This is a genomic window from Allomuricauda sp. XS_ASV26, from assembly GCF_041224615.1.
Taxonomy (GTDB): Bacteria; Bacteroidota; Bacteroidia; order Flavobacteriales; family Flavobacteriaceae; genus Flagellimonas; species Flagellimonas alginolytica.
Window position 1 is genome coordinate 389,666 of record NZ_JBGFGK010000030.1, and the last position, 16,831, is coordinate 406,496.

Annotated in this window: 12 protein-coding genes; 2 read left to right on the forward strand and 10 right to left on the reverse strand. The window is 41.8% G+C overall.

The genetic code is table 11. The features are described 5' to 3' along the window. Positions 1-57 precede the first annotated feature (57 nt). Positions 58-1,260: a C40 family peptidase gene (locus AB9K32_RS06905; protein ID WP_369884760.1), complete on the forward strand. Its 1,203-nt coding sequence runs from the start codon at positions 58-60 to the stop codon at positions 1,258-1,260. A gap of 75 nt (positions 1,261-1,335) precedes the next feature. On the opposite strand, the gene AB9K32_RS06910 is transcribed toward AB9K32_RS06905, so the two are convergent. Further along, positions 1,336-2,817 (reverse strand): SusD/RagB family nutrient-binding outer membrane lipoprotein, encoded by a 1,482-nt coding sequence (locus AB9K32_RS06910; RefSeq protein WP_252080032.1) that lies wholly within the window; start codon positions 2,815-2,817, stop codon positions 1,336-1,338. 10 nt (positions 2,818-2,827) lie between these two features. Continuing rightward, positions 2,828-5,938 carry a SusC/RagA family TonB-linked outer membrane protein gene (locus AB9K32_RS06915; protein ID WP_338195763.1) on the reverse strand — a complete coding sequence of 1,037 codons (3,111 nt, stop codon included), beginning with the start codon at positions 5,936-5,938 and terminating at the stop codon, positions 2,828-2,830. A 304-nt stretch (positions 5,939-6,242) separates the two neighbouring features. On the opposite strand from AB9K32_RS06915, the gene AB9K32_RS06920 reads away from it, so the two are divergent. After that, positions 6,243-6,686, forward strand: coding sequence for a hypothetical protein (locus tag AB9K32_RS06920; RefSeq protein WP_293294816.1), 444 nt, complete (start codon positions 6,243-6,245; stop codon positions 6,684-6,686). Positions 6,687-6,752: 66 nt separating this feature from the next. Here AB9K32_RS06920 and trxB read toward each other — a convergent pair whose 3' ends face one another. The 8 genes from trxB to AB9K32_RS06960 form a co-directional block, all read right to left on the reverse strand. After that, the gene (gene trxB, locus AB9K32_RS06925; RefSeq protein WP_338195766.1) at positions 6,753-7,721 is read right to left on the reverse strand and encodes a thioredoxin-disulfide reductase; all 969 of its coding nucleotides are present in this window, start codon (positions 7,719-7,721) and stop codon (positions 6,753-6,755) included. A gap of 542 nt (positions 7,722-8,263) precedes the next feature. Continuing rightward, positions 8,264-9,634 carry a 30S ribosomal protein S6--L-glutamate ligase gene (gene rimK, locus AB9K32_RS06930; RefSeq protein ID WP_224836558.1) on the reverse strand — a complete coding sequence of 457 codons (1,371 nt, stop codon included), beginning with the start codon at positions 9,632-9,634 and terminating at the stop codon, positions 8,264-8,266. Positions 9,635-9,647: 13 nt separating this feature from the next. Next, complete coding sequence (locus AB9K32_RS06935; protein WP_224836557.1) at positions 9,648-10,436, reverse strand: RMD1 family protein; 789 nt, start codon at positions 10,434-10,436, stop codon at positions 9,648-9,650. 30 nt (positions 10,437-10,466) lie between these two features. Next, positions 10,467-10,775 (reverse strand): hypothetical protein, encoded by a 309-nt coding sequence (locus AB9K32_RS06940; protein ID WP_338195767.1) that lies wholly within the window; start codon positions 10,773-10,775, stop codon positions 10,467-10,469. A gap of 2 nt (positions 10,776-10,777) precedes the next feature. Then, positions 10,778-11,752 carry a deoxyhypusine synthase family protein gene (locus AB9K32_RS06945; protein ID WP_369884761.1) on the reverse strand — a complete coding sequence of 325 codons (975 nt, stop codon included), beginning with the start codon at positions 11,750-11,752 and terminating at the stop codon, positions 10,778-10,780. After that, on the reverse strand, positions 11,745-12,680 hold the full coding sequence (gene speB / locus AB9K32_RS06950; protein WP_224836554.1) for an agmatinase: 936 nt from the start codon (positions 12,678-12,680) through the stop codon (positions 11,745-11,747). The genes AB9K32_RS06945 and speB overlap by 8 nt, the downstream gene beginning before the upstream one ends. Before the next feature lie 19 nt (positions 12,681-12,699). Next, positions 12,700-14,154, reverse strand: coding sequence for an arginine decarboxylase (locus AB9K32_RS06955; protein ID WP_338195771.1), 1,455 nt, complete (start codon positions 14,152-14,154; stop codon positions 12,700-12,702). 467 nt (positions 14,155-14,621) lie between these two features. Beyond that, complete coding sequence (locus AB9K32_RS06960) at positions 14,622-16,823, reverse strand: molybdopterin cofactor-binding domain-containing protein (RefSeq protein ID WP_369884762.1); 2,202 nt, start codon at positions 16,821-16,823, stop codon at positions 14,622-14,624. Between the last annotated feature and the right edge of the window lie 8 nt (positions 16,824-16,831).

A 16,831-nucleotide genomic window follows, 5' to 3' on the forward strand; every position in this document is an offset into this window, starting at 1 on the left:
CTATTTCTATTTAATTGATTATTTTACCAATACCAATAAACCTTATAAAATTGTAATATGAAGCTGACGTCCCCATTAAAAAATGGTCTATTCCTCTTTGCGCTGATCACCTTAATTTTTGTTGCATGCAAAACGGAAAATAGCACGGAACCGAGCAAAACCGACGAAATAATTTCATCTGTTCGAGAAATGTACGCTCCCGATAAACGTGTAGCCTTGTTCGATATTGAGTCCAAGGAAAATGCCAACGGTTATACCCTGGTCGGAAAAACCAATATGCCAGATGCGCTAAATGCTCTTCGGCAAAAGTTGGATTCGCTACAGATTTCTTATACCGATAGTATCCAAACACTTCCTGCCGAGGATTTGGAAGGGAAAATATATGGTACCATTTCACTTTCCGTAGCGAATATCCGTTCCAAACCATCGCATTCTGCAGAAATGGTCACACAGGCCACTTTGGGAATGCCATTAAAAGTTTATCAAAAAGATAGAAATTGGTACTTGATCCAAACTCCCGATAAATATTTGGGATGGGTAGATAGTGGTGGCGTAGAATTAATGGACAAAACCCTATTTGAAGCATGGCAGAGCTCAGAAAAAATGATCTACACCAAAATATATGGGCATGCTTATTCCAATGCCGATGAATCCTCGGAGGTTGTATCGGATTTGGTCGCAGGAAATATTTTGAGTTTGGTTGCCGACACTGGCACTTTTTATGAAATAAAATACCCCGACGGCCGAATGGCTTTTGTGAAAAAATCCGACGCCTCTCCCTACCAAGATTGGAAATCCTCCTTGGAGCCAACACAGGAATCCTTGGTGGCAACTTCCAAAACCATGCTCGGCGTGCCCTATTTATGGGGCGGCACCTCAATAAAAGGGGTAGACTGTAGTGGCTTTACAAAGACAATTTATTTTATGAACGGCATGATCATCCCTCGCGATGCTTCTCAACAAATCCATGAAGGGATACTGGTTGATGACACTAAGGATTTTGATCAACTATTACCAGGCGATCTGCTATTTTTTGGCAAGAAAGCTACAGAAACAAGCCCAGAACGTGTTATTCACGTAGGTATGTGGCTTGGCAACAATGAATTTATTCATTCGGCGGGGAATGTACATATTAGCAGTGTGGATAAAAATTCCGAGAATTTTGATGAGTACAATTACAACCGTTATTTAAGGTCCAAACGAATCCTTAACCAAAAGGATGATGGTCTTTTGTATTTAACGGAAGAAGACGTTTTTTGATTAAAAAAACTCACTCAAATCAAAAAGGCCATCCGATCGGATGGCCTTTTTAGTTCATAGGGTTATGCTACTACTTTATTCGTCCCACCAAACTGGAACAACCGGATCAACCTGATTTGCCAAAACATTGGCCTCGTTTCTGTTCAACTCGGTCGCAGGGTAGTTGGCACGTCTGAACCATTGTCCACTAAATTCTGCATCGGAAGTTTCTTCTTCACTTCTGATCTCCAATCCAGTAAACACATCATCGGAAAAATCATATCTCCTGTAATCCACAAAAGTTTCTGGGTTTAGGAAATTATGTATGTATTTTTCTTTCATAATATGGTGCAAGCTCAACGCTGTTTCTCCAACATCAATTGCGCCGTCCGCCATATAATCCGTACCATCCACACCATACATATCCATACTGGCGGCAATACCATTCATATATGCAGTATACGCTGTTGCATTGGACCCAACACTGGTTGTTGTACCACCATTGGCCAAAAATGCAGCCTCGGCCTTAATAAATTCAACTTCTGCGTAGGTAATCAGCATTAAAGGTGAATCGATACTGGTATAGAAGCCATCTGTTCTAAATCTAGCGTTGGCATCCGTACCATCTGGAGCTACACCTGCACCTCCACTTACAAAACCTTTGTACTCCGCTTCATCCCCATTTTCGGCGAACAAAGGAAGTCTTGGGTCAATTTCAACAACACCGCCCTCAAAAGGATAGTAATCCCCGTTCATGGAGCTCACTATCTGACTGGCAATATCGTTACTCAAGTTTCCTGTACTCCGTGCCAAAATTTCGGCAGAATACCATGGGTTGATTCGCTGATCGTCATAATACATGGCAAAGTTATCCTCGTTGGAAGTGAATCCATTCTGTGCAGTTGCCAACACATCTGCAGCGGAAACAACTCCTTTGTTCACCAAATGTAATTGATAGCGTGCTTTTAGAGAATAGGCAGCTCTCAACCATTTATCAATATCGCCTCCATAGATCAGATCGGAAGATCCCAATACAAATCCAGAATCGTCTGCCCCATTTAATTTGGCAATGGCGCCATCCAATAGAGTAAATATCTCCGTGTAGATCGATTCTTGTGTATCAAAAGTAGGGAAGTTGTTATCTGGTCCTCCACTGGCATCGGAGTAAGGGATATTGTCCCATGTATCCGTGGCTATCCCAATATTGGCTGCGATCAAAATATCGGCCACAGCATCAATATGATTGGCTCCTGTTTCGGCGGCTTTAGCTTTAACCACTTGTAAATTTGGCAATACATAAAGGTAGACCTGGCTCCAAAGTCCGCTTGCCGATGTTTGTCCGGCAGCACCTCCTCCAGTTGAAACAAAGTTTTGAACGTAGTTCCCAAACGAAAGCTCGGCAGAACGCTGTCCTTCCATGGTACTGTGTATTACTGGCGCAATAAGATCCTGCATCCTCAATTGCTCCACAGTGGCCGTATTGGAGGGAGTGTTTACGTCGAAATAATCCTCACTACATGCTACAAAGGTTGTTGCGGCACATAGCAGAAAAGTTTTAATTATATTTATTTTTTTCATAGTTCCTTTTTTAAAATGCAATGTTCAATCCGAGTGAATAACTTTCGGCCAATGGTATGTTCAATCCTGTAAATCCATAAACATTGCTTCCCGCACTGTACTGGTTTCCTTCTGGATCGTAACCATCAAATGGTGTCCATAGCAAGATATTGTTCGCACTTGCGGACAAACTTACTTTATCCAAGCTCAAACTTCTGGTCAGTTTAGAAGGAAAGTCGTAGGACAGGGCAATGTTCCTGATCTTTAACCATGATGCATCTTGTATCAGCACTTCCGAGGCACGGTTGTAAACACTGGAGTTACGGTAGTAATTCTGATCGATTAGGACTTCTGTAGTGTTTGGGCTTCCATTCGCAAGAACTCCGTCCAATACTACATTTACGTCTCTTTGCAAGGTACTTTCCAAAAGACCGTTCCTAATGGAGTTTCTTCGTCCCGAATCGTAAAGATCTCCACCTTCTTTCCATTCCAATAGGAAATTAAGGCCGATTCCTTTATACTTTAAGTTACTTCCGATAGAGGCTATAAAATCTGGGAATGCATTACCTACAATAACTCTTTCATCGAGATTTATGGTCGGTAAACCATTTTCCCCGATCAATCTTTCACCGTTTACATATTCCCATTTGTAACCATATAGATTACCCATTTTATCACCAGCTCTTACCTCCGAAGTTACTCCGGCAAATCCAGAGTCCGCAAAAATAATGGCTTCAATATCTTCAGGTATTTCCAAAACCTCCCCCTCGCTGGTAGACCAGTTCAAGATCAATTCCCATCTTAAATCCTGATTTCTTATAACATCGGCACTTAACAAAAATTCGTGTCCAAAAACTTTATAATCACCAGCATTTCTGGTAATTCCGGACAATCCAGAAGAATAGGCCGTTCCAACTGTAAAAATCTGATCTTTAACACGCGTGTTGTAATAGGCATAATCCAATCGAATGCGATTATCCAAGAATCTAAGATCGGCACCAAACTCTGTTGATTGGTTTTTTTCGGGCTGTATATTGGTATCTCCCAATAGTGTACTTCTGCGATATCCCCCTACTCCACCGAACGGGAAATCACCATCGACTACGAAATATTGTCCAACATCGCCAAAGCCAGGTCCTTTACCTACCTCGGCCCAAGATGCTCTTAGTTTACCAAAGGTAAAGATATCGTTCTCACCAAAGAGGTCGGTAACATCGTACGCCAAACTCACGGATGGATAAAAGAACGATCTATTTTCTTTAGGTAAAGTAGAAATCCAGTCGTTTCTTCCTGTAAGCGTCAAGAACAATTTATCCTTGTAACCGAATTTTGCTTCACCAAAAACCCCTACTGTACGATTTTGCACTATGGTTTTGTTGATAAAGAAATTGGTCGTGTTTCCAATTTCGTTGACTCCGGGTACATTTAAGCCTTCCCCTCGAGCCTCCAGGTAAGTTCTTTTGGCATCTGAAATTTGATGACCAACAGTAAAGTCCGTTGTAAAGTCATCGGACCATTGCTTGTTCATTGCCACCAAAAAGTTGGATTCCAACCCTGTAAAGTTGATGTTTTGTTCTAAAATAAATCCCCCTACTTGTGAACCACCGTCCAAATCCGGACCAACGTAACGGTTTCTTGCATCGGAGTAGTTGTCTATCTGGGCGGCATACGTAATTCTCAACCAATCTTTTGGTGTCCAATTAAAGGTTGCGTTCCCTATCCAACGGTTTACATCATCTTCCAAATTACTGGTTTCCATCAAGTACCTTGGGTTATCAATGATACCAAAGGAGTAATCTCTTTCGCTCCCGTCGGGATTTACATAATCGTTGATCGGGAATGTTCCTGAGTAATAGGAGAGTGCGCTCATTACAGATTTATCTCCTCCGTTGGCCCTTCTTCCTCCTGAGTTGGTAAAAGCAACGGAACCATCCATAGTAAAGTTGTCCGTTATTTTATATCCTGCTTTTAACCTTAAGTTGGTCTTGTTATAGTCCGTATTGGGCAGAACACCCTTCTCGCTATTATTCCCCATTGAGAAGTAGTAGTCCAAACGATCGTTGGCACCGCTCAAACTCAAATTCACCTGTGAGTTGAACCCTGTTTTAAAAATATCGTAAGGGCTATAAAATCTATCATTTGAGAGATCTACAATATTCCCTTCTCCTAAATCAAAGGAGTCCAAAGAATATTCTGGTCCCCAGGAGTAAAAAGATGTGGCTTGTTGCACTCTATTGAATCCTGTATCGGAATCTGGATCGTACAATGTACGCGGAGCTCCATTAAAACCTTCGCGATATTTGGTCTGTAAGGTTGGCGTTGTTTTAATTTCCCTAAAGGTAGTAGATGCCGTTAAAGTAATCTTTGCCTTTCCTTGTTTTCCTTTTTTTGTAGTGATCACAATGGCACCATTGGATGCCCTTACACCATAAAGTGCCGTTGCTGCAGCGCCTTTAAGAATGTTGAAGCTTTCGATGTCCTCAGGGTTAAGGTCCATGGCACGGTTGGAAAATGCAAACTGCTCAGAACTGTTCGGTGAGTTGGATCCAGAACTAGGCCTTACCTCTCCAGAGAAGGTGTCGTTGTTCAAGGCAAGACCATCCACAATAATCAGCGGCTGGTTACTTCTGTTTGGATTAATGGAGGTAACCCCACGTATCAAAATATCCACACCGCCCCCGGATGTACCAGAAGAACGGTTGATCTGGACACCGGCCACACGCCCCTGCAAACTTTCAATTGGGTTGGCTTGTCCTGCAAGGTTCAGGTCCTCTGTGTCTACCTTGGAAACAGAGTACCCCAACGACTTCTGTTTCTGCTCTACACCAAATGCGGTTACAACGACCTCATCCAATTGTGTCGAATCTTCTTCCAAAACAACATTGATCGTTGATTCAGAACCTACGGTAACTTCTTTTGGCTTCATTCCTAAGTAGGAAAAACTTAGAACTTGTCCTCTCGTAGCACTAATGGTATAATTACCATCAAAATCTGTGGTGGCTCCAATACTTGTGCCGCTTACGACTATGGTAACCCCAGGCAACGGAGTACCCGACACGTCGGATACGGTACCTGATATGGTTTGACCAAAGGCCGCAACACAAGAAAACACCGCAATAAATGTTAAATAAATGTTCCTCATTACTTTTTTTTGTGTTAATTTTCCTGAAAATTGTTCAAAATTTTTTACATATCAAACATTTTAACTGAAAAATGTTGGATTTTTTAATATTTAGCCATTTCAATTCCTTTTTTATTGACCAAACCCCGTCTTTTCTAAGAAGAATTCATCTTCTTTAGAGTTCTTTAAGAACTTTTTTTGAATCCTTGGTAGTCCGTACTCACCTGAAAGTGTTCCTTTTTTATGAAATAAACCCCAGTTTTCTCATTATTTATCGCTATCTTTTAAAGACTAGATATCAGCAACTTAAAAAAGGAAGGGCTTTATGAGAAAATCAGTTTTATTATTTACACTGATCGTAGTTTTCCTTGTTGTGGGAAGCTTTACGGATCGTTATTCCAATGCTCTAAGCATTGAAGGAACTTGGGAATTGGAGAGTTTTTATAATTATGATGGAGAAAATGTTTTGGATACCATTGAGAAATCGGATGGTTATAGACAGGTTAAAATGTACTCCAAAGAAAAAATTATGTGGACCAGATATGTACCAGAAGACCCGAACGGCAGGTTCGGTTATGGCTCGTACAAAGTTTCGGACGGCTCCTTAATTGAGGTAATCGAATACGGGGACGATGAAATGATGAAAGCATTGGATACCATGCGCAACTTCACCTTTGAACTTATCCTAAAGGAGGATTCGTTTAGTCAGATAACGGTGGATGAGGAAGGTAACCGAACTTTTTCCGAAAATTACAAGCGGATTGATTGAGTTGCAATCAACAAAAAAGGCACCGAAGTTTCGGTGCCTTTTTCTATTTTCCACTTTGGGTAGTTGTTATGATACAATCATTTCTTTGCTCTCAACGGCAGCCAAATAACGTTCTGCGTCCAAGGCGGCCATGCATCCTGTACCTGCGGCAGTAACCGCCTGTCTGTATATTTTATCTTGAGCATCCCCACTGGCAAAAACACCAGGCTTGTTTGTTTTTGTGGATTTGGGTTGCGTAATAATATAGCCCGTCTCATCCATGTCCAACTGTCCTTTGAACACATCGGTATTTGGTTTATGTCCAATAGCTATGAACAGACCCGTTACAGGGATTTCTTCTTTTTCTCCGGTTTGGTTGTTCACTACCCTGACCCCTTCTACGACTTGATCGCCCAATACTTCATCTATTTCGGTATTGTACCGTATTTCAATATTATCAATACTATTGACCCTATGCTGCATCGCTTTTGATGCCCTCATGTGGTCTTTTCGGACCAGCATGGTTACTTTTGTACATATATTGGCCAAATAAGAAGCCTCTTCTGCGGCGGTATCCCCTGCTCCAACAATGGCCACATCTTGTCCTTTATAAAAAAAGCCGTCGCAGACAGCACATGCGGAGACTCCTCCTCCTCTTAATCGCTGCTCGCTGGGCAAATTCAAATATTTGGCAGATGCACCTGTGGAAATAATCACGGTTTCTGCTTCCAATTGGGTCGAATCATCAACGGTAATTTTATGAATACCCCCTATCTCGTCACTAAATTCTACGGCAGTAACCATTCCTATTCTTACTTCTGTACCAAATCTTTCAGCTTGTTGCTGTAATTGCATCATCATTGCTGGTCCATCGATTCCTTCCGGATATCCTGGAAAATTGTCAACTTCGGTAGTCGTGGTCAATTGTCCACCAGGCTCCATACCTGTATATAAAACTGGTTTTAAATCTGCCCTTGAGGCATATATGGCCGCGGTATAACCAGCCGGTCCTGATCCAATAATCAATGTTTTGATTCTTTCTACTTGTTCTGACATAAAAAACTTCCTCTAATGTTATGATACAAAAGTAGGTTTTTTGTTCAAAACCTTACTTTATCGTAATATTACGTTTAAGTAAAAGTTGTTAACAATTGTGAATGAACATTTCTCCAAAGAGATTATAGGAAAAGAAAAAAAGGAGCCTTTTTCAAGACTCCTTAACACAAAAAAAAGTAGGTCAAATTTATGGGAACATAATATTTGATCTAAAACCGTTACAACCAAGGGGCTCAACCTCAAAAACCCCTTGGAGCAACGTAAACCTTATAAGAAATAAGACATTAGGTAAAGAACACTAAGTACCCTATAATCACCCCAATCCTATTAAAGGTTTAATCTTAAAGCATATTGCTTTTTGATTGCTGAGACAAACATAGTACAGTCCTTTAAATGTTGAGTGGTATAATTAACCAATGGGTCGTTTGCGTTAACGGATGCCCATTTTCAATTTATATTTGGGTTTTGAGAGCTTAGCGTAGGAAAATATGTGTAAAAAACACAAAATATTGGTTTTCAATACTTTAATTGTAAAATGAATTTCAACCGTTGTATTTCAACTTTTTCTCTATGGTTTCGATCATTACATTGGCTATGTCCTTGCCGGTTGTATTCTCTATTCCCTGAAGTCCCGGTGATGAGTTCACTTCTAAAAGCAAAGGACCTTTATTTGATCGGATTAAATCTACCCCTGCCACATCCAAATTAAATACTTTGGCAGATTTTATGGCCAACTTTCTTTCTTCTGGTGTGATCTTCACTTTTGCGGCGGCGCCTCCTTGGTGAATATTGGCCCTAAACTCCCCTTTTTGAGCTGTTCTCTGCATGGATGCCACTACTTTGCCATTGACTACAAAGCAACGAATGTCGTGGCCGTTCGCTTCCTTTATAAATTCCTGGACCAAAATATTGGTCTGAACGCTTTTAAAGGCATTGATCACACTTTCTGCCGCTTTGTTGGTCTCGGCCAGTACTACGCCTTTTCCTTGGGTACTTTCCAAAAGCTTAATGATCAAAGGGGCTCCGTTTACCATTCGGATCAAATCTTTGGTATCCATCGGGGACTTGGCAAAGCCTGTTGTAGGAATATGGATGTCGTTTTTCGAAAACAATTGGGAGGCGAAAAGCTTGTCCCGGGACCGTCCAATGGAATCGGCGGAATTTAAGCAATAAACTCCCAAGGTATCGAACTGCCTTAACAGCGCACAACCATAAAAGGTTACTGCGGGTTTTATTCTGGGAATCACGGCATCGAACTTATCCAATATGTTCCCGCCCCGATATCGAATTTCCGGTGTTGCCGCATCCAATTTCATATAAACGTGCTCCACATTCAGAAAAACCACTTTGTGGCCTCGCATTTCTCCTGCCTCAATAATTCTTTTATTACTGTACAGGTTCGGATTACTGGCCAAAAGGCCTAAACGCAGTCCCTTTTTCTCCGTAATAAAGGGTTGGTATTTTTTTTCGATTTCTTCATCTGTATAATCGCCCTGGATAAAACTTTTGGACGGATCTACCAGGTATCTCTCGTTGATAGCTTCCCTACCAAGGAGCATGCGGTACTCCATTGTATCCCGATTGGCCAAGGTAAGTTCTATATCGAATACATTGCCGGCAATGTTCACTGCTGTTTTAATTACCGGCCTTTCCTCTGCAATTCCCTGTGAACTCTTTACCGTGCGCACATCGACCAATTTGGCCTGACACAAGATGGCTATGCTCCTATTATCCTGAACGGGGTTCACCTCAAAGCGAACCCATTCCTCAAATCCTTTGTTGAATATTTTAATTTTACTGGCCTGAATGGATGATGTCTTTGCTCCGGAATCTACTCTGGCTTTTACGGCCGGAATTCTTAAATCGTCAAACTGGCACCATTCCTCGGTTCCCAATATTTTAAAATCGCTCAAAACAACTATGTATTTAACTAATTAATCGCATTATAAAAAGGTCCACTACTTCGACCAAAATCAGAATAATTATGATCCACTCGAGCCTACTGCTTTCTCTATGGTCCATAATATTCATGAACAAACTGAGGTTTTCCTTGATCACATTGCCTTGTTCCTTTATATTTCGATACCGTTCCTTAAGGTCAAAAATCTGCTTTAATCCTTTGTCCAATCGATCGAGTTCCAAATCTTCCCAAACTACTTCGTGAGAATCAAATATATATAGGTTCTCGGAGATCTGGTTATTTATGTTCAAGACTTTTGCAATATGCCTCTTTAATTTTCTTCCCCCAATGTCCAATTTTCCTTTTTGTTCCAGATATGTGGTGTGTTGACGGGTCTCTTTCATGGCCTGTTCCGATAGCCCCGCATAAAAGTCCAATGCAACGGACTGGGACAAGTGCAACAATGCCAAACGAATACCCTCCTGATTGGTACTGGGCAATATTACTTTATCCTGATGGATCGTGGCTTTTTCCTTATCGGCTACAAGTTCCAAGTCCATGGTCTCGGTAATATCGGACTGTCTCCATTCTTCACAGAAAGGTTTTATTTCCATTAACAATTGTGATATTTCTGCTTCGGAATAACCGAAAAAGGAAACTACACCATACCTGAAAATATAAAGGTAACGTGATGCATCGGAATAAAAAAGTTCATCCCGGTCGCCATAGACCAATTCTTTTCCCAAAGCCTGGTTCCTACAAGCTGGAATATTGATGCTTGTGGCCAGATGCAAAGCGATTGCTTTTGATTCCATCTTTATATAGAATTATAAAACATCTGGCAATTATTCTTCTTCGGTGCTTTCGAGCTCATCGGCACCAAGATTTGTATCCTCCGCGTCGTCGTTGTCCGAATCATCGAACTCTTCCATTGCCATTACCAATCGCTTGCTCACCTTGATCAGGTAGGCTGTGTCCTCGGTCCTAACCTCAACACATTCCACTACTTCGTTATTGGCGTTGCGATAGGTTACAATATCGTCATCGTCATAACCATCGGGGAACTTTTCCACTAGGAGGTTGAGCATATTGTTGTCCAACTTTTTAAAATCGACGATCACTCTTTTTAAGACGGTTGTTTGTCCTTTTTTCATGATTACATATCTAACAGGTAGGCGAAAATCAGCGGTGCCACAATGGTCGCATCGGATTCCACGATAAACTTGGGCGTGTTTATATCCAACTTGCCCCAGGTAATCTTCTCGTTGGGCACGGCCCCTGAATATGAGCCATAGCTGGTGGTGGAATCACTGATCTGACAGAAATAGCTCCAAAACGGGGTATCCGTTTGTTCCAGATCTTGATACAGCATAGGCACTACACATATTGGAAAATCTCCGGCGATTCCTCCCCCAATCTGAAAAAAGCCAATTCCCTTTTCAGAATTTTTGGAATACCAATCCGCTAAAAATGTCATGTACTCAATACCGGATTTTACCGTGCTGGCCTTGAGCTCGCCTTTGATTACGTAGCTGGCAAATATGTTTCCCATGGTACTGTCTTCCCAACCTGGAACCACTATTGGCAAGTTTTTTTGGGCAGCTGCGTACATCCACGAGTCCTTAATGTCTATTTCGTAGTACTGTTCCAACACTCCCGAAAGCAAAAGTTTGTACATGTACTCATGTGGAAAATAGCGCTCTCCTTTTTCGTCGGCCTCTTTCCAAATGTCATAAATATGTTTTTGCAGCCTTCTAAACGCTTCTTCTTCCGGGATGCAGGTATCGGTAACCCTGTTCAATCCATTCTCCAAAAGGTCCCATTCTTCCTGTGGGGTCAAATCCCTATAATTGGGTACTCTCTTGTAGTGGGAATGTGCCACCAGGTTCATTAAATCTTCCTCGAGATTGGCCCCGGTACAGGATATAATATGAACCTTATCGGTACGGATCATTTCTGCAAATACCTTTCCTAGTTCTGCAGTACTCATTGCTCCGGCCAAGGACACCAACATCTTGGAACCTTGGTTCAGTTGGTCCTCGTAGCCTTTTGCAGCATCTACAAGTGCGGCAGAGTTAAAATGCAAAAAATATTTTTGAATGAATTGTGATATTTCTCCTTTGTTATTCATCGTAATCTAAATTGTTTTTGGACATTTTGAAGTCTTCATCACTATCTTCAAAGTCTTCGTCCATGTATTCGTTGTTGTTTACAAATTTGTAGCTCAACATTTTATAGTAAAGCTTGGCGGCCAAGAAATCGGATGATCTATCCACCTCGTTTGGGCATAGTTCCACGATATCGAAACCTACCACATTCTTTTCCTTAAACACCCTACGTAAAAAATCGAGGGTTTCGTACCAAAACAGTCCACCTGGTTCCGGTGTTCCGGTAGATGGCAATATGGATGGGTCGAAGGCATCTAGATCAAAAGTGATATACACATTGTCCGTCATCAGATCAAGGGCAGAATCCATCCAAAAGTCATCGGAGATCATTTCATGGGCAAAGAATACTTTGTCCCTATCCATTACCAGGGTTTCTGCATGGTCCATACTACGGATTCCCACTTGCACCAGATTGGTTGTTTCGTTGGCTTCATAAAGTGCACAAGCGTGGTTGTACTTAGTTCCTTCGTACTCTTTTCGTAAATCGGCGTGCGCATCGATTTGCAATACGGTAAGGTCTTCAAAACACTCGTTAAATGCACGAATGGCCCCTATGGAAATGGAATGTTCCCCACCTACCATGGTCACGAACTTATTACGGTTGATGTATTCCTTCACGGTCTTGTGAACTGCTTCGACCATGACATCAGGTGAATCAAATTCTCCCATGGGTTCTGCCAGATAGATCCCTTGTTTGTAAACCTCGCTATCAGTTTCAATATCGTAGATCTCCATATTTTCCGAGGCTTCCAAGAAGGCATCGGGACCTTTGTCCGCGCCTTTGCCCCAAGTACTGGTACCATCATACGGAACTGGTAACAATACTACTCTTGCCTTGTCCGGCGAGCCGTATTCCTTTGGAATACCAGCATATGTTTTTTCTGTTTTCATTTTATTAATTACTTCCTTTTCAGTTTTTTATGGATTCTTGCAATTCCTTGTCCTCCACATGTTCAGTGTCGGTTTTTTTGTCCCCATATCCAAGTATGGACAGAAACTCTCCTGCAGTCTGTTGTTCGGCAAATACACGTGTGTTTATGTTTCCATGTTCATCTTTATCTATAAGGATGTGTTTGGGTGTGGGAATCAAACAGTGTTGCAATCCGCCAAATCCACCTATGGTCTCTTGGTACGCTCCAGTATTAAAGAAACCAATGTACAAGGGTTTGTCCTTTTTGTATTTGGGCAAATAAATGGCGTTCATGTGCTGCTCCGAATTATAGTAATCATCACTATCACAAGTCAATCCCCCTAACAGCACGCGCTCATATTCCTCATTCCAACGATTAATCGATAGCAAAATAAACTTCTTGCTAATCGCCCAAGAATCCGGCATTGTGGTAATAAAAGATGAATTGATCATGTTCCATTTTTCACGATCGTTCTGTTGTTTTTGATACAGCACTTCGTAAATGTTACCTCCACTTTCGCCCACGGTAAAGCTTCCAAACTCGGTAAAGATATTAGGTACATCGACCCCGGCTTCCTCGCATGCTTGACCTATTTGATGAATGATCTCGTCCACCATATATTCATAATCATATTCGAACGCCAAAGAGTTTTTTATGGGAAAGCCCCCTCCAATATTTAGACTATCCAACGTAGGGCACACTTTTTTTAGGTTGATATATACCTTTAAACACTTTAAAAGCTCGTTCCAATAATAGGCGGTGTCCCGTATTCCCGTATTTATAAAGAAGTGCAGCATTTTCAGCTCTACCTGATCATTGGGTTTTATGGATTGATTGTAAAACGGAACTATGTTCTTATACCCAATTCCCAATCGAGATGTATAAAACTCAAATTTTGGCTCTTCTTCGGAGGCAATACGGATACCGATTTTGAACTTTCCATCAATAACCTCGCCCAACAGATTGATTTCCTCATAATTGTCAATAATCGGGATACAGTTCCTATGGCCATGGTTTATTAATCGGGCTATATTTTGTACATATTGGTCTCTTTTAAAACCATTACAGATCACATAGGTGTCTTTGGTGATTTTCCCTGTACTCTTCAAGTGCTCCACAATGTTGATATCAAAAGCGGAAGAGGTCTCGATATGGATATCGTTCTTTAGTGCTTCGTTCAGTACATGTTCGAAGTGCGAACTCTTGGTGCAATAACAATAGTGGTATTTTCCGGCATATTTATGTTTTTCAATAGCTGAATTGAACCATCCCTTTGCCCTTTGAATGTTATGTGAAATTTTGGGCAAGTAGGTAAACTTTAAAGGTGTACCGTAGCGTTGCGCCAAATCGTTCAGATCTATGCCATGGAATTGAAGTTTATTGTCTTTTAATTTAAATTCCTCTTGTGGGAAATCATAAGTCTGCTCGATCAGGTCGATGTATTTTGTTTTCATTTTGAATTTCGTAAAAAAATGTAATTATTGATAGATAGAAAAGGTTCTGAAGTACAGGAGGTACTCAGATACGAAATTCAAAAACGGTATACGGTACAAAGTAGGGAGTCCGTGAAAAATCACGGTTAAAAAGATGTCGTTCTTCGAAAGTCAGCCCGTATATTCGGTGTCTTGATCTCAAGACGGCTTTTTGGGTAGACTTTCTTATCCCCAAAAGCCCGAACATGAAAAAAGTCTTCAAAGCTTATAGGCAATGCGTCCACATTGGGTGAACTCATTTTATGGGGCAAACATAATTAAAAATCCGATACGGCAAGGTTTTTTGAAAAAAAATTACACACCCTTAACATATTGAAAACAAACATGTTGGATTTTAATTTTAAAATTCTAAAAAGAAATAAATAAAAACTGACCAGTAAAAAACTTCTACTGGTCAGCTACTGAACATTTATTTTGAATCTATATCATCAGCCGACCAATGGCGGTTTATCATTAATAAAAGGTTGACTATAGAAACGTCTTCCTGTTGCTTTGTACAATGCATTGGATAACGCAGCTATTACGGGAGGCAAGGATGGTTCTCCCAAGCCTGTTGGATCTATGCCGTTGTCCACAAAGTGTACCTCAATATTTTTTGGGGCTTCGGAATGGCGCATTAATCGGTAGGTATCAAAATTGGATTGCTCAGGTCTGCCGTTTTCAAATGTCAATGCACTATAGGTCGAATGTCCTATTCCATCGATCATACCGCCTTCGATTTGGTTTTTTGCTGCAATGGGATTTATCACAATTCCGCAATCAACGGCGCACCAAATATTCTCCACTCTTGGCATCTCACCACCTTCTTCCAATTCCAATACTTGTGCCACATAAGAGTTGTGACAGTAGTAAGCGGAGACTCCTCGAGCCTTTCCTGTATCGGTTCCCCAATTGGCTTTCTCTTTCACCAATTTAAGAACCCCTGCGTAACGCACTGGATCATAATCATTCTTCTCCGGATCACCCACTGGATTGTTTATTGCCCGATCAAATAGTTCCAATCGGAAATCCAATGGGTCTTTTCCTGCGGCTTCGGCCACCTCATCCATAAAAGCTTGTTCGGCTCCTGCAATAAAATTGGAACGTGGTGCTCTCCACGCCCCTGTGGTAACATTGGTCTGTAAACTATGTTTCTCCGCCAAATAGTTGTCCACGGCTCCTGCGGGGAAACGATTTTCAAAAATAAGATCATCGTTGGTACCTGCGCCACGTACATGCCAAGCTATCAGGTTTCCGTTTTCGTCCAATCCGGCTTTAAACCTTACTTTGTACGATGGTCGGTACGTTCCTTGGGTCATATCGTCTTCCCGGGTATAGACCAATTTCACCGGTGCATTTAACCTTTGGGATATGGATGCTGCTTCTACAGCAAACGTACCGTACAACCGACGGCCGAATCCTCCGCCCATTCTGGTCATCATTACATCTATCTTTTCTACAGGCATACCCAATCGAGAAACCAATGTTTTCTCCAAGAACTCCGGGGTTTGTATTGGCCCGAGAAGTTCGGCTTTTTCTGGTGTTACGTGCGCAAAAAAGTTCATGGGCTCCATGGTGTTATGCGCCAAGTAGGGTGCAGAATAGGTACTTTCCACAATTTTTGCCGCTTTTTTAAAGGCTGCTTCCACGTCGCCATCCTTTCTTGCAGGTACTTCTTGGGCCTTATTCAGCAATTTTGCGAGCTCGTCATTATGGTAAGCGGTGCTTTCCATGGGAGACACCTCTTCCCATTCTACTTTAAGTGCTTTTTTTGCCTGCATGCATTCCCAAGTGCTATTGCCAACTATGGCCACCAATTCGGATATTGCACCGCCATCCGACCATTGTCTTTCAACATCTTCGGGGTAGGCTTCAAAATGAAACACTTCTTTGATCCCTGGCATGGACATTACCGATTCGGCATTCATACTTTTAAATTTCATGCCAAAGGCGGGCGGATGCACGATCATGGCCGTAAGCATACCTTCCCTATATGTATCCAGGCCGAAAAGAGGTTGGCCTGTAACTATTTTTTTGCCATCCACATTTTTCTTGTCCCTGCCGATAATGCTAAAGTCACCTGCATCTTTCAATGTAACTTCCTCCGGCACTTCTATACTTGTGGCCGCAGAGGCCATTTCTCCATATCCTGCTGAATTTCCGCTTCCCTCGTGGGTCAATACACCGTCTTTTGTGGTAATTTCATCTACGGAAACGCCCCAAGCTTGCGCGGCAGCTTCTTTCAACATATGGCGAGCCGTAGCTCCGGCCATTCGTAAACTTTCCCATCCTTGTCGAATGGATTGACTGCCCCCGGCCAATTGTCTAGTAAAAATATCGGTATTTAAGGGTGCTTGTTCAACAATCACATCTTTCCATGCAACATCCAGCTCTTCGGCAATGATCATGGGCATGGATGTTTTTACGTTCTGACCTATTTCTGGGTTGGGCGACATTATGGTCACCATTCCATTGTCCCCTACTTTTAGGAAACCATTAAGATCGAACCACTCTTCTGGCAGGCTATTTACCTGCTCTGGAGTCATTTTACACGAAGCCAACCAGCTAAACCCTATCACAAGTCCGCCACCGGCCAATCCCGTATTTCGAATAAAGGCGCGTCGTCCTATTTTGGTCTTTACAAGTGTCATGATACTAG

Excerpts from the sequence above, each read along its gene's own strand:
- AB9K32_RS06905 (WP_369884760.1), top strand. The coding sequence starts at position 58 with ATGAAGCTGACGTCCCCATTAAAAAATGGTCTATTCCTCTTTGCGCTG.
- AB9K32_RS06910 (WP_252080032.1), bottom strand. The coding sequence starts at position 2,817 with ATGAAAAAAATAAATATAATTAAAACTTTTCTGCTATGTGCCGCAACA.
- AB9K32_RS06915 (WP_338195763.1), bottom strand. The coding sequence starts at position 5,938 with ATGAGGAACATTTATTTAACATTTATTGCGGTGTTTTCTTGTGTTGCG.
- AB9K32_RS06920 (WP_293294816.1), top strand. The coding sequence starts at position 6,243 with ATGAGAAAATCAGTTTTATTATTTACACTGATCGTAGTTTTCCTTGTT.
- trxB (WP_338195766.1), bottom strand. The coding sequence starts at position 7,721 with ATGTCAGAACAAGTAGAAAGAATCAAAACATTGATTATTGGATCAGGA.
- AB9K32_RS06935 (WP_224836557.1), bottom strand. The coding sequence starts at position 10,436 with ATGGAATCAAAAGCAATCGCTTTGCATCTGGCCACAAGCATCAATATT.
- AB9K32_RS06940 (WP_338195767.1), bottom strand. The coding sequence starts at position 10,775 with ATGAAAAAAGGACAAACAACCGTCTTAAAAAGAGTGATCGTCGATTTT.
- AB9K32_RS06945 (WP_369884761.1), bottom strand. The coding sequence starts at position 11,752 with ATGAATAACAAAGGAGAAATATCACAATTCATTCAAAAATATTTTTTG.
- speB (WP_224836554.1), bottom strand. The coding sequence starts at position 12,680 with ATGAAAACAGAAAAAACATATGCTGGTATTCCAAAGGAATACGGCTCG.
- AB9K32_RS06955 (WP_338195771.1), bottom strand. The coding sequence starts at position 14,154 with ATGAAAACAAAATACATCGACCTGATCGAGCAGACTTATGATTTCCCA.
- AB9K32_RS06960 (WP_369884762.1), bottom strand. The coding sequence starts at position 16,823 with ATGACACTTGTAAAGACCAAAATAGGACGACGCGCCTTTATTCGAAAT.